A 13,183-nucleotide genomic window follows, 5' to 3' on the forward strand; every position below is an offset into this window, starting at 1 on the left:
CCTAACGCCGCAGGCCGCCGTGGGGGTGGTCAGCTCGCTCACACGGTCGGCCGGGGGGCGGGGCTGCCGGGCCGGCGGAGAACCGGTAGGTTGCTGATCGAACGAGGTCCATGCCTCGGCAGACTCCGCCCATCGCCGTACGGAGGGTCGATGACCGGCACCGTCGAACCGTTGCGGGTCGAGATCTACTCGCTGTACGCCGACGCCCGCCCCGCCGAGGCCGCCTCTCCCAGCCTGGGGGGCTCGCTCCCGGTTCGGGCCGTGCGGCAGTGCCCGCCGGTCGCCGTCGGGTCCGGTCTCGGCTGGTACGTCCACCCGCCCGCCGACTTCGCGCTGCGCTGGGACGGCCACGAGACCGAGTGGAGCCTGCTGGAGGACAACGAGCCGGTCCGCTGGCGTTCACTGGCCGGCGGATACGACGGCAAGCTGCCCGACGCGGCCGCCCAGCTCGCGAAGGCACCCGAGAAGTTCCGCGACGACCTGGACATCTTCGACCGGTACGGCGGGGAGATCCCGTTCATCGACGCCGATCCGCGGGCGGCGAACATGGTCGAGCTGGTGACCGGCGTGGTGGCCCGGACCTCGCCGGGCTGGTGCCTGCTGGCCCGGGGCGCGCCGAACTGGCCCGTTCCCCCGGGGCTGCAGGTCTACGAGGGCGTGGTGGAGACCGACTGGTACACCTCGCTCCTGCCCACCATCCTGCGGCTGACCGAGCCCGGCCGGGTGGTGCGCTTCTACCGCAACCTCCCGTTGATGTGCCTGCAGCCGGTGCACCGCTCGGTGCTGGAGGCGGCGGGCAAGGCCGAGCTGGTGACCGGGCAGGGCCTCGACGAGTGGCCGGACGACGTGTGGGGGGACTTCGTGGCGCTGCGCCGCCGTCGCCAGGACCCGGAGATCCGCAGCAGCTACCGCCGGGAGCAGGCGCGCCGGCTGCGCGAGCACGCCGGCTACCAGCCGATCGGGGTTGACGAAGGGGACCGGCCGAGCTGATGACCGACGCCGACGAACGGCTCACGCCACCGCCCGGCTACCGCGCCCTGTTCCGCCACCCGGTCGCCTCCCGGCTCGTCATCGCCCGCGGCATCTCCGAGCTGGGCGACTTCGTCGGGCTGGCCGCCCTGCTGCTGCTGGCGTACGACCAGACCCAGTCGGTGCTCGGCCCGGCCGCCGTCTACGCCGCCCGGACGCTGCCCGCCCTCCTGGTCGCGACCGTGTTCAGCGGCTGGCTGGACGTGCCGGCGCGGCGCACCATGCTGGTGGGGCTGTCGCTGGCCGGTGCGGCGCTGATCGCGGTGCCGACCGCCGTGCCCCGGCCGCTGCCGGCGATCGTCGCGGCCGGCCTCCTGGGCGCGGTCCGGGCCGCGTACTCGAGCGTCAACGTGGCGATCGCCGCCGAGGCGGTGGACGGCCCGCTGCGGCTGCCGCTGTTCGGCCTCTCCGCCTTCGCGAACCAGCTCGGCCAGGTGACCGGCCTGCTCGCCGGGGCCAGCGTGACCGTGGCGCTCGGCCCCCGGGCGGCGCTCCTGATCGATCTGGTGTCGTTCCTGCTGGCCGCGGTCGTCCTGGCCGGGCTCCCGGGGGGTCACGGGGAGCGCCGGAAGGCCCGCCCGCCGGCCACCGCGGGGATCCGGATCATCGCCGGCCACCCGGTGCTGCGCGGCGTGGCTCTGCTCACCCTGGGCACGGTGCTCTCCGGGGCGTTGCCGGAGACCCTGGCTCCCGACCTGGCCGGCGGCGGGTGGCGTCCGGTCGTGCTGGCCGCCTCGGCGCTCGGCGGCGCGATCTTCGTGCTGGTGGCGGCGCGGCGGGCCTGGCTGGCCCGGGTGGCCGGTCAGGTGGCGGCGGCCGCCGCGTTGGGCGGCGCGTTGCTGCTGGCCGGTGTGCTCGCCGCGGTCCACGCCCCGGCCTGGGCGTTGGCGGGGGCGAACGCGCTGATCGGCGCGGGTGGCGGCTGGCTGATCGGGGCGCAGGCGACCTTCGCCCGGCTGGCGCCCAGGGAGCGGATGGGGCAGGTGGAGGCGACCATCGTGGCCGGGAACATCGTCGTTTCCGGCTGCGGGATCTTCCTGCTCGGCGGCACCGCCGAGCTGTTCGGTCCGGCGACCGCCTATCTGGTCGCCGGGGTGCTGCTGCTCGGGGTCGTGCTCGTCGCCCGACCCGACCGGCTGCCGACGGCCACCTCCTGAGACGCGTCCGCCCGCGTCCGGACGGACGCGGGCGGAGAGGCGGTCGGTGCGGGTCAGCGCTGGAACTGCACCGGCCCGGAGTTGCGGGCCAACTGCTCCAGCCGGGCCACCCGCTGCTCCATGGGCGGGTGGGTGGCGAACATGGCGGCGAGGCCGCCGCCCCGCTTGAACGGGTTGTCGATCATCAGGTGCGCGGTGCTGGCGAGCTGGCCCTGCGCCGGCAGCGGGCGCGCCTGCGTACCCACGTGGATCTTGCGAAGGGCGCTGGCCAGGGCCAGCGGGTCCCGGCTCAGCTCGGCGCCGGACTGGTCGGCCTGGAACTCCCGGCTCCGGCTGATCGCCAGCTGGATCAGGGTGGCCGCGATCGGGCCGAGGATCAGGGTGAGCAGCAGCACCGCCGGGTTCGGGCCGTCCTCGTCGTCGGAGGAGCCCAGCGGGATGAACCAGGCGATGTTCGCCAGCGCGGTGATGATGCCGGCCAGGCCGGCCGCCACGCTGGAGATCAGGATGTCCCGGTTGTAGACGTGGGACAGCTCGTGGCCGATCACGCCCCGCAGCTCCCGGTAGTCGAGGATCTCGACGATCCCCTGGGTGACGCAGACCGCCGCGTGCTCCGGGTTACGCCCGGTGGCGAACGCGTTGGGCTGCGCCGTCGGGCTCACGTAGAGCCGGGGCATCGGCTTGCCCGCCTGGGTGGAGAGTTCCCGCACCATCCGGTACAGCTCGGGGAACTGTGCCTCGCTGACCGGTTGCGCCCGCATCGAGCGCAGTGCGAGCTTGTCCGAGTAGAAGTAGGTCACGCCGTTCATCAGCAACGAGACGACGACGGCGATGACGAGTCCGCCGCTACCGCCGAACCAGTAGCCGACCGCGAGGATCAGCGAGGTCAACAGGCCGAGCAGCGCTGCGGTCTTGAGACGGTTGTGATGCACGATCGCTCCTTCGGTGCGCGGGCCGCGCGGGGCCCGCTGACCGGTTCAACAACACCGGTACCCGCCAACCATCCTGCTCATGGCTGAAAGTTGGCTGGGGATTCCTGTGCGCCCGCTGTGCCGGCCGCCCATCGGGGGACGAACCCGTCAGCGGGCCGCCACGTCGAGCACCAGTTGCGGGGCGAACCCGAGCACCACGGCCAGCGCGGTGGCGATCCCGAGCGCGACCACCACGACGCGGGCGGGACGGACCGCGACCCCGCCGGGAGCGGCGTAGAGGGTGGCGGCCAGGCGCAGGTAGTAGGCCAGGCCGAGCACCGCGTTCAGCGCCACCACCAGGGCCAGCCAGCCGGCGTGCCCGGCCAGCAGCGCGCGGACCACGGTCACCTTCGCGAACAGGCCGGCAAGGCCGGGCGGCAACCCGGCCAACCCGATGAGGGCCAGCGCGAACGCGCCACCCACCCACGGGTGCCGGCGCGCCGCGCCGCGCAGGTCGGCCAGGGTGCCGCCGTCCCCGTCGGCGGGCCGCAGCGCCACCACCGCGGCGAACGCGGCCAGCTCCAGCAGCACGAAGAAGACGGTGTACGCGACGCCCGCCGCGTACGCCCCGGCGCGGGCGTCGGCGGTGCGCCCCGCGGCCAGCGCGAGCGCGCCCAACGGGGCGAGGATGTAGCCGGCCTGGGCCACCGAGGACCAGGCGAGCAGCCGGACCGTACGCCGCTGGCGCAGCGCCACCAGGTTGCCCACGGTCATGGTGAGCACCGCGAGCAGGGCCAGCACCGGGCCGGTCACGCTGGCCGGCAGCGCCCGCTGCACCACGGCGAGCAGCGCCACCACGCCACCCAGCTTCGAGGCCGTCGACAGGTATGCCGCCACCGGCAGCGGCGCGCCGTCGTAGGTGGCCGGCGCCCAGGCGTGGAACGGCACCGCGGCAACCTTGAAGGCCAGCCCGGCCACCACGAGCGCCACGGCGACCGTGGTGAGCGGCAGGTCGAGCGGGCCCTCCCCACCGGCGGCGAAGGACGCGCCGAGCCGGTCGAGGTGCACGGCGCCGGTCACCGCGTAGAGCAGCGCCGCGCCGAGCAGGGTGATCGTGGTGGCCACCACGCTGACCACGAAGAAGGTCACCGCCGCCTCGGCGCCGGCCAGGCTGCCCCGGCGCAGCCCCACCAGCACGTAGAGCGGCAGGGTGAGCGTCTCCAGCGCCACGACCAGGGTGATCAGGTCGCCGGCCGCGCCGAGCACCACGCCGCCGGTCATGGCGCACGCGAGCAGGAAGCAGTATTCCCCGACCGGCACGCTGCCGGCGCGCAGCAGCGGCCCGGAGAGCGCGAGCACGCCGAGGGTGAGCAGCGCGACGACCACCGCGACCAGCGCGGCCCGCCCGGTCCAGAGCCAGGAGCAGTCCGCGCCGACGCAGAACGTGCGGCGTTCGCCGGCCACGCCGACCAGCGCCGCGCCGACGGCGGTGCCCGCCGCGCCGAGGGCGGCCACGGCCACCGTGGCGGCGGCCCGGGCCGCCAGCAGGTCGACCAGGAGCACCAGCACGGCCGTGCCGGCGGCCAGGTAGGCCGGCAACAGCGCCACGTTGTCCACGCTCTGCACCAGGCTCATCAGAGCTCGCCTTCGTTCGCGACTGCGGGGCTCCGCTCCGCTGCACTCCTCGCGCTCACCTGGTGACCACTCCCACCAGGGCGTCGACCGGGCCGGAGGCGTAGGACAGGACCAGGGCCGGGGCCAGGCCCACGGCGAGGGCGAGCAGCACCAGCGGCGCCCAGGCGGTCAGCTCCGCCGCGGCCAGGCCCGGCGCGAGCGGGGCCACCGCCGGGCTGGGTCGCCCGTGGGTGACCCGGCGCAGCAACCGGAGGAGGTACGCGGCGGTCAGCGCCCCGCCCAGCGCGGCCAGCACGGCCAGGGTGGTCCACAGCCCGCCGCCCCGCCGGACGGCGGCCACCACGGCGAACGCCTCGCCCCAGAAGCCGGCCAGGCCCGGCAGCCCGAGCGAGGCGACCGCCGCGAAGCCGAGTAGGCCGGCCAGCCGGGGCGCGGTCTCCCGCAGCCCGGACAGCTCGGCGAGCGACCCCGTGTGCGCACGGTCCTTGATGGCCCCGGCCAGGAAGAACAGCAGCCCGGTGATGACACCGTGGGCGATGTTGCCGATCAGCGCGGCCTGGAGGCCGGTGGCGGTGAGCGTGGCGACCCCGAGCAGCACGAAGCCCATGTGCCCCACGCTGGAGTACGCGATCAGCCGCTTCAGCTCGTCCTGGGCGAGGCAGACCAGCCCGCCGACCAGGATCGCCGCGACGGCGAGCACCCCGAGCACCGGCGCGGCCCACCGGGCGCCCTCGGGGGCCACCCCGACCGCCACCCGGATCAGCCCGTACGTGCCCATCTTGAGCAGCACGCCGGCCAGGATCACGCTGCCCACCGTGGGGGCCTGGGTGTGCGCGTCGGGCAGCCAGGAGTGCAGCGGCCAGAGCGGGCTCTTCACCGCGAAGGCCAGCGCCAGCAGGGTGAACGCGGCGAACTGGGTGCCCCGGGACAGCCCGGCGCCGCCGGTCAGCGTCACCAGGTCGGCGGTGCCCGCGGCGGCGACCACCACGTAGACGCCGACCAGCAGCAGCACCGAGCCGAACAGGGTGTAGAGGGCGAACTTGCGGGCCGCCCGGCGCCGGTCCTCGCCGCCCCAGCCGGCGATGATCGCGTACATGGGCAGCAGGACGACCTCGAAGAACAGGAAGAACAGCACCAGGTCGAGGGCGAGGAAGGTGCCGAGGATGCCCACCTCGACCACCAGCAGCAGCGCCACGAGGACCCGCCCGCTGCCGCCGCCGGAGGGCACCCGCCAGAGCGTGTAGCCGCAGCAGAGCAGGGTGAGCAGCGCGGTGAGCACCACCAGCGGCCAGGAGATGCCGTCCACCCCGAGGTGGAAACGCAGGTCGAGGCCGGGCACCCAGGACACGTCCACCTGGTGCCAGGCCTGCACGGCCGGCCGCGGGCCGTAGCCGAACCAGCCGTGGTCGCCGCCGACCAGCGGCAGGGTGGCGAGCAGGGTCAGTGCGGCGGCGGCCGTGCCGACCAGCCGGCCGGCCCGGTCGCCGGGGACGGCGGCGGCCGCGACCGCGCCCAGCGCGGGGACCGCGAGGACCGCGACCAGCAGGAACTGCCCGAACGTCATGAGGTCACTCCGATCAGGGCGACCGCGAGGCCGATCAGCAGCGCGCCGGCCAGCACCCCGGCCGCCGCGCGGGGCAGCGCGGCCCGGTGCAGCGCGGCCAGCCCGCCGCCCAGCTCGACCGCGGCCCGGCCACTGCCCTCCACGAGGCCGTCGACCCCCAGCTCGTCCCCGGTCCGCACGACCCGGGCCAGGGCGGTGGCCGGGCGTACGACGAGGGCGTGCTGGACGTCGTCGAGCCGGAACGCCCGCGCGAAGAGCGGCCGCAGCGGACCCAGGAAGCGCGCCGGGTCGGCGGCCGGGTCGCGGCGCCAGCCGGCCCAGGCGATGCCCGCGCCGAGCAGCAGCAGGAGGAACGGCAGGACCAGGTTCGGCGCGAGATGGACCAGCTCGACGGCCTCGCCGGAGGCGTCGGCCGGCACCCGCAGCCGGTCGACGAACCAGGGCGCGAAGGCGGCCAGGCCGAGCAGCGCGGCGGGCACCGCGAGCAGCAGCACCGGCCAGCGCAGCACGGCCGGCGGATCGTGCGGGTGCGCCAGCGGGACCCGGGTCGTGCCGAAGAAGGTCCGCAGCAGCAGGCGGGTCGCGTACCAGGCGGTGACCGCGACGCCGAGCAGCCCGGCCAGCCAGACCAGCCAGCCCACCCAGGCCGGGGCCGGGCCGGCGCCGTCCAGCGCGGCGGCCTGGGCGGCGGCGAGCACCCCGTCCTTGCTCCAGAAGCCGGACAGGGGCGGCACCCCGGCCAGCGCGCCGAGGCCGATGAGCATGCACCAGAAGGTCACCGGCATGGCGGCGCGCAGGCCGCCCATCCGCGACATGAGCGTGGTGCCGACGGCGTGGATCACCACGCCGGCCGCGAGGAACAGCAGCGCCTTGAACGCGGCGTGGGTGAGCAGGTGGAACAGGGCCGCCGCGGGAGCGCCGACGGCGAGCGCGCCGGTCATGTAGCCGATCTGGGAGACCGTCGACCAGGCCAGCACCCGCTTGATGTCGTCCTGGGCGGTGGCCGCGAACGCGCCGAGCAGCAGGGTGACCGCCGCCATCACCCCGAGCACGGCGAGCGCGGCCGGGGCCTGCGCGAACAACGGGAAGAGGCGGGCCACCGCGTAGACCCCGGCGGCGACCATCGTGGCCGCGTGGATCAAGGCGGAGATCGGCGTGGGGCCGGCCATGGCGTCCGGGAGCCAGGTGTGCAGTGGGAACTGCGCGCTCTTGCCGGCGACCCCGGCGAGCAGCAGCAGGCAGGCCGCCGTGAGCGTGCCGGCGGAGTAGTCGTGGGCCAGCACGTCGGCGATCCGGAAGCTGCCCGCGCCGACCCCGAGCAGCGCGATGCCGAGCAGGAAGCCGACGTCACCCACGCGGGTGACCAGGAACGCCTTCACGGCCGCGGCCGGCGCCTCGGGCAGCCGCCGGTCGTGGGCGATGAGCAGGTAGGAGCAGATGCCCATCACCTCCCAGCCGACCAGGAGCAGGATCAGGTCGCCGGAGACCACCACGGTCAGCATCGCGGCGGTGAACAGGCTGATCTGGGCGGCGTAGGGCGGGTAGCGGTGGTCCACCTCGACGTCGTCGTGCGGGCCGCGCCGCAGGTAGCCGATCGAGTAGACCTGCACGGCCAGGGCCACCGCGGCCACCGCCACGGCGACCAGCACGGCCACCCCGTCCAGCCGCCAGCCCAGGGTGATTCGCAGCCCGCCCAGGTCGACCCACTCGGTGGCCGCCTCGACCGGCCCGTCCACCCGGAACAGCAGCGCCACCGCCGCCACCAGCGCGAGCGCCGCGCCGGCCACGCCGAGCGCGATCGCCGCCCGCCGGGCCGGGCCCTCCCCGGTGGCCGCTCCGCGCGGCGAGGGCGGCAGCAGCAGCCCCAGCAGGCCGGCGACCAGGGGTACGCCGGGCAGCGCCACCGCCAACAGTCCGGTCACGTCGCCCCCTCGCCCCGGTCGGCGGCGACCCCGACGGGCGCCTCGGTCAGCGGCACGTCGTCCACCGTGACGCTGGCCCGCAGCCGGTAGAGCTGGAGCACGATGGCCAGCCCCACGCCGATCTCGGCGGCGGCCAGCACGATCACGAAGAGCGCGAAGACCTGGCCGGAGTGCGGCAGGGCGGCGCGGACCGTGGTGTCGGCGGTGACCAGGATCAGGTTGACCGCGTTGAGCATCAGCTCGACGGCCATCAGCACGAGAACGGCGTTGCGGCGGCGCAGCACGCCGTAGACGCCGAGCCCGAACAGCAGCGCGGCGGTGACGTACGGGATGACCGGTCTCACGCGCGCCCGCCCTCGTCGGCGGCGACGACCGGCCGGGCCGGCTCGACCGCCCCGGCGGCCGCCTTGGCGGCGGGGCGGCCGATGTCGGGGCGGGAGAGCACGATCGCGCCGACCAGGGCGGCGAGCAGCAGCACCGACAGCACCTCGAAGGGCAGCACCCAGGAGCGGAACACCTGCTCGCCGAGGCGCTCGGCGGTGCCCGCGGCGGGCAGCTCCACCCGGGACCAGCGGAACGCGTCGACCAGCAGCACGGCCAGGCCCAGGCCGCTGCCGGCGCCGATCAGCGCGGCCGGCCAGCCGGGCCGGTCGAGGTCGTCGGAGGGGCCGATCGGCGCCCGGGTCAGCATCACCGCGAACAGCAGGAGCACCACCACCGCGCCGACGTAGATGAGCACCTGCACCCAGGCCACCAGCTCGGCGCTCAGCACCAGGTAGTCGCCGGCCAGCGCGCCCAGGCAGACCACCAGCCAGAGCCCGGCCCGGACCAGGTGGCGGGTGCCCACCACCAGGGCGCCCGCGCCGACCGCCACCGCGCCGAGGGCGAGCAGCAGCACGTCCGCACCCGTCATGACGGCGCTCCCCCGCCCTGCTCGGCGCCCGGTTCCGGGCGGGCCGGAGCCGGACGCGCGGCGGGGGCCGCGGCCTTGCGGGCGGCGGTGGTCTCCTCCTTCGAGGGGTCGCCGTGCGGGTCGTGGGCCGGCGGCGGCGGGACGGTGACCATCCACTCGCCGAGATGGTCCTTGTCGTGCAGCAGGTCCTTGATGTCGTACTCGGCGTACTCGAACTCGGGCGACCAGTAGAGCGCGTCGAACGGGCAGACCTCGATGCAGATGCCGCAGTACATGCAGAGCGAGAAGTCGATGTCGAACTTGTCGAGCACGTTGCGCTGCCGGGGGCGGGCGGCGCCGGGGACCGCCACCTCCTCCTTGTGGGAGTCGATGTAGATGCACCAGTCCGGGCACTCGCGGGCGCACAGCATGCAGACCGTGCAGTTCTCCTCCAGCAGCGCGATCACGCCGCGGGAGCGGGGCGGCAGCTCGGGGACGACGTCCGGGTACTGCTGGGTGGTCGAGCGGCGGGTCATGGTCTTCAGCGTGACCGCCAGGCCCTTCACCAACCCCTCGCCGGGCACGCCGCTGCGCTCACTCATGCCGCCCATCCTGCCCTGTGCCCCCGCAGCGCGCGACCACCACCCGGACTGTTGGCGGCGGTATCGTGAGCGCGGGGAGAACGGCGCACCGGAAAGGACCGGTCATGACCGCCGCGCTGCAGAGCGACTATCCGCCCGAGGGCGGGTGGACGACCGACGACCTGGACGCGCTGCCCGAGGACGGCCACCGCCGCGAACTGCTCGATGGAGTGCTGCTCATGTCCCCCTCCCCCACCCGGATGCACCAGACCATCGCCGGTCTTCTCATGGCGGCGCTCAACGAGGACTGCCCGGACGGCTACGACGTGACCCAGGGAGTGGAGGTGCGGTTCAACCGCACCCGCTCCTTCATCCCGGACGTGCTCGTGACCACGTCGGTGGCCGCGGCGCGCGAGCCGTCGAAGTACGAACCTCACGAGGTCGTGCTGGCCGTCGAAATCGTCTCGTCGAGCACCCGCTCCATCGACCGGGTGCTGAAGCCGACGCTCTACGCGCAGGCCGAGATCCCCTATTACTGGCGACTGGAGCTGGAGGACGACGGGCTGGTCGTCTACACCTACAAGATCGATCCGGTGCACGAGGCCTACACCGAGACGGGCCGGTGGACGAAGTTCGTGGACACCGGCGAGCCCTTCCCGGTGAACCTGCCGATCAGCCGGATCACTCCCCGCCGCGTGTGAGCGGCGGGAGCATCTCGACGCCGAGTTGCTGGAGGACCTGGAACAGCTCGTTGACGCTCCACACGTCGATGATCCGGCCGGTCTCGTCGAAGCGGAGGAAGCTCGCCCCCGAGTAGCTGACCACCCGCCCGGTGGGCGGCACCGGCCCGAACTGCCCGGCCTGGGTGCCGGCGGCGCGCCAGTGCACGGCCACCCGGTTGCCGGTGGCCACCACCTCGACGACCTTGTAGCGCAGGTCCGGGAAGGACGCCCGCCGGTCGCGGTGCCAGGCCAGGGTGGCCTCCGGGCCGGTCCCGCCCAGCCCCGGGCAGTCGTCGGCGATCAGGTCGTACGCGCTCTCCTCACGACCGGCGTTCCACACGTCGGCAATGAAGCGCCGGGCCGCCGCCTCCACATCCGTCACCGCGGCAGCCTAGCCCCGGTCGTACCGACTCGGCCTGCCGGAAGCCGGCGGAGCGACCATGATGAGACCGGAACGCGACATCCTCGGGAGGCGGCGTGGGCGGCAACGGTGACGAGATCCTCGACCGGACCGGCGGCAAGTACGTCGAGCCGGGCGGCGAGTTCACCCGGGACCAGCGGTACATCGCCACCCGGATCACCGCGGACGGGTCGAGCGGCTGGCCGGTGGAGCCGGGCCGTTACCGGCTGGCCGTCAGCCGGGCCTGCCCGTGGGCGAACCGGCTGATCATCGTCCGGCGGCTGCTCGGGCTGGAGGACGCCATCTCGATGGCGGTGGCCGGGCCCACCCACGACAAGCGCAGCTGGACCTTCGACCTCGACCCGGGCGGCCGGGACCCGGTGCTCGGCATCGAGCGGCTGGCCGACGCCTACTTCGCGCGCTTCCCCGGCTACGAGCGGGGCATCACGGTGCCGGCCCTGGTGGACGTGCCGACCGGGCAGGTGGTCACCAACGACTACGCGCAGATGAGCCTGGACCTGTCGACGGAGTGGACCGCCCACCACCGGCCGGGCGCGCCGGAGCTCTACCCGGAGCGGCTGCGCGGCGAGATCGACGAGGTCAACGCGGTGGTCTTCGCGGACGTGAACAACGGCGTCTACCGGTGCGGTTTCGCCGGCAGCCAGGGGGCGTACGAGAAGGCGTACCACCGGCTCTTCGACCGGCTGGACTGGCTGACCGAGCGGCTGGCCGGGCAGCGCTACCTGGTCGGCGACACGATCACCGAGGCGGACGTCCGGCTGTTCACCACCCTTGTCCGCTTCGACCCGGTCTACCACGGTCACTTCAAGTGCAACCGGCAGAAGCTGACCGAGATGCCGGTGCTCTGGGCGTACGCGCGGGACCTGTTCCAGACGCCGGGCTTCGGCGACACCGTCGACTTCGACCACATCAAGCGGCACTACTACGAGGTGCACCGGGACATCAACCCGACCGGGGTGGTGCCGCTCGGCCCGGACCTGGCGAACTGGCTCACCCCGCACGGGCGGGAGCAGCTCGGCGGCCGCCCGTTCGGCGACGGCACGCCGCCGCTGCCCGCGCCGCCCGACGAGCGGGTCGACCCGGACCACACCCCGCTGCGCGACGCGGCCTGAACCCGCCCGTCCTCACAGGGCCAGGCGGACGGCGGCGGTCAGCACGAGCTGGGCCAGGGCCAGCGGGACGAGCACCAGCCAGCACAGGCGCTGGAGCTGGTCCTCGCGCAGCCGCGGGTAGCTCACCCGGAGCCAGATGATCACGAACGCGACGGCGAACACCTTGAGCAGCGTCCAGAGCCAGCCGAGCTGGGCGTCGGCGAACGGGCCCTGCCAGCCGCCGAGGAAGAGCACCGTGGTCAGCGCGGCGATCACCACGATGCCCACGTACTCGGCGAGCAGGAAGAACGCGAAGCGCAGGCCGGTGTATTCGGTCATGAAGCCGAAGACCAGCTCGGAGTCGGCCACCGGCATGTCGAACGGGGGCCGGCGGATCTCGGCCAGCCCCGCCACGAAGAAGATCACCATGGCCGGCGCCTGCCAGAGCAGCCACCAGGGGCGCCACGCCTCCACGATGCCGGGCAGGCTGAGCGTGCCGGCCGCCATGGCCACCGAGGCGGCGGCCAGCACCAGCGGCAGCTCGTAGCCGAGCAGCTGGGCCGCCCCGCGCAGGCCGCCGAGGAGGCTGTACTTGTTGGCCGACGCCCAGGCCGACATGAGCACGGCGAGCACCCCGATGCCCACCACGGCCAGCACGAAGAACAGGCCGATGTCCAGCGGCTGCCCGACCAGGTCACCCGGACCGAGCGGGATGACCAGCAGGGCGAGGAGGTAGGGCACCAGGGACACGGCGGGGGCCAGCCGGAACACCGGCCGGTCCGCCTCGCGCGGGGTGACGTCCTCCTTCTGCACGAACTTGATGCCGTCGGCGACGAGCTGCGCCCAGCCGTGGAAGCCGCCCGCGTACATCGGGCCGAGCCGGCCCTGCATGTGGGCCATCACCTTGTGCTCGGCCTGGCCCACGATCAGCGGCAGGGTGAGGAACGCGACCAGCACGCCCACCACCCGGAGGACCAGCTCCAACCAGTCCGGCATCAGCCCTCCCCCTCCTCGGCGTCGGCGCCCGGCGCCGGCCGGGCCGGGCCGGGCGGTCCCTCACCCGCCGGCTCCTGCCGCGCGGGGCCGGCCGGCCGCTCGCCGGGCACCGGACGCCCGAGCGGACCCGGCTCCTGCGGCGGAGGGGCGGGCTCCCGGCGCGCCGGACCGGTCGGCCGGCTCGCGGTGGGGCGTTCGTCGGTGGCCGGACGCGCCGGACGCTCACCCGGCTCCGGACGCGCGGGACGGGCCGGACGCTCAC

At 74.6% G+C, this 13,183-nt stretch carries 13 protein-coding genes and 1 pseudogene; 4 read left to right on the plus strand and 10 right to left on the minus strand.

Annotated features, from left to right (window positions below; all coding sequences use genetic code 11):
- The first annotated feature begins 150 nt into the window (after nt 1-150).
- Together F8274_RS12910 and F8274_RS12915 are read left to right on the plus strand one after the other, a co-directional pair.
- Nucleotides 151-990, plus strand: coding sequence for a DUF6065 family protein (locus tag F8274_RS12910; protein WP_151462539.1), 840 nt, complete (start codon nt 151-153; stop codon nt 988-990).
- Nucleotides 990-2,186, plus strand: a complete 1,197-nt coding sequence (locus F8274_RS12915; RefSeq protein ID WP_151462540.1) for an MFS transporter — start codon at nt 990-992, stop codon at nt 2,184-2,186. The genes F8274_RS12910 and F8274_RS12915 overlap by 1 nt, the downstream gene beginning before the upstream one ends.
- Before the next feature lie 53 nt (nt 2,187-2,239).
- Here the strand turns inward: F8274_RS12915 and htpX are convergent, their stop codons facing one another.
- The 7 genes from htpX to F8274_RS12950 form a co-directional block, all read right to left on the minus strand.
- Nucleotides 2,240-3,118 (minus strand): zinc metalloprotease HtpX, encoded by an 879-nt coding sequence (gene htpX, locus F8274_RS12920; protein ID WP_151462541.1) that lies wholly within the window; start codon nt 3,116-3,118, stop codon nt 2,240-2,242.
- A 147-nt stretch (nt 3,119-3,265) separates the two neighbouring features.
- On the minus strand, nt 3,266-4,732 hold the full coding sequence (locus F8274_RS12925; protein WP_151462542.1) for an NADH-quinone oxidoreductase subunit N: 1,467 nt from the start codon (nt 4,730-4,732) through the stop codon (nt 3,266-3,268).
- A gap of 55 nt (nt 4,733-4,787) precedes the next feature.
- Complete coding sequence (locus F8274_RS12930) at nt 4,788-6,296, minus strand: NuoM family protein (RefSeq protein ID WP_151462543.1); 1,509 nt, start codon at nt 6,294-6,296, stop codon at nt 4,788-4,790.
- Nucleotides 6,293-8,218 (minus strand): NADH-quinone oxidoreductase subunit L, encoded by a 1,926-nt coding sequence (locus F8274_RS12935; RefSeq protein ID WP_151462544.1) that lies wholly within the window; start codon nt 8,216-8,218, stop codon nt 6,293-6,295. Before F8274_RS12935 ends, F8274_RS12930 begins: the two co-directional genes overlap by 4 nt.
- Entirely contained in the window at nt 8,215-8,562 is a 348-nt protein-coding gene (nuoK, locus tag F8274_RS12940) for an NADH-quinone oxidoreductase subunit NuoK (RefSeq protein WP_151462545.1), read from the minus strand. Before nuoK ends, F8274_RS12935 begins: the two co-directional genes overlap by 4 nt.
- Nucleotides 8,559-9,131 (minus strand): NADH-quinone oxidoreductase subunit J, encoded by a 573-nt coding sequence (locus F8274_RS12945; protein WP_151462546.1) that lies wholly within the window; start codon nt 9,129-9,131, stop codon nt 8,559-8,561. The genes nuoK and F8274_RS12945 overlap by 4 nt, the downstream gene beginning before the upstream one ends.
- Nucleotides 9,128-9,712, minus strand: a complete 585-nt coding sequence (locus F8274_RS12950; RefSeq protein ID WP_262283013.1) for an NADH-quinone oxidoreductase subunit I — start codon at nt 9,710-9,712, stop codon at nt 9,128-9,130. The genes F8274_RS12945 and F8274_RS12950 overlap by 4 nt, the downstream gene beginning before the upstream one ends.
- Before the next feature lie 104 nt (nt 9,713-9,816).
- Here F8274_RS12950 and F8274_RS12955 point away from each other — a divergent pair, with 104 nt between their 5' ends.
- Nucleotides 9,817-10,392 carry a Uma2 family endonuclease gene (locus F8274_RS12955; RefSeq protein WP_151462548.1) on the plus strand — a complete coding sequence of 192 codons (576 nt, stop codon included), beginning with the start codon at nt 9,817-9,819 and terminating at the stop codon, nt 10,390-10,392.
- Here the strand turns inward: F8274_RS12955 and F8274_RS12960 are convergent.
- The gene (locus tag F8274_RS12960; protein ID WP_151462549.1) at nt 10,373-10,795 is read right to left on the minus strand and encodes an ester cyclase; all 423 of its coding nucleotides are present in this window, start codon (nt 10,793-10,795) and stop codon (nt 10,373-10,375) included. The genes F8274_RS12955 and F8274_RS12960 overlap by 20 nt on opposite strands.
- A gap of 95 nt (nt 10,796-10,890) precedes the next feature.
- Between F8274_RS12960 and F8274_RS12965 the strand changes: the two genes are divergently transcribed.
- Nucleotides 10,891-11,946, plus strand: a complete 1,056-nt coding sequence (locus F8274_RS12965) for a glutathione S-transferase family protein (protein ID WP_151462550.1) — start codon at nt 10,891-10,893, stop codon at nt 11,944-11,946.
- A gap of 12 nt (nt 11,947-11,958) precedes the next feature.
- On the opposite strand, the gene nuoH is transcribed toward F8274_RS12965, so the two are convergent.
- A complete protein-coding gene (nuoH, locus tag F8274_RS12970; protein ID WP_151462551.1) occupies nt 11,959-12,921 on the minus strand; it encodes an NADH-quinone oxidoreductase subunit NuoH in 963 nt (320 codons plus the stop codon).
- Nucleotides 12,921-13,183, minus strand: a pseudogene (locus F8274_RS31960) (hypothetical protein); the annotation flags it as partial. The gene nuoH and the pseudogene F8274_RS31960, both read right to left, overlap by 1 nt.

The sequence above is a fragment of the Micromonospora sp. AMSO31t genome, assembly GCF_008868175.1.
Taxonomy (GTDB): domain Bacteria; phylum Actinomycetota; class Actinomycetes; order Mycobacteriales; family Micromonosporaceae; genus Micromonospora.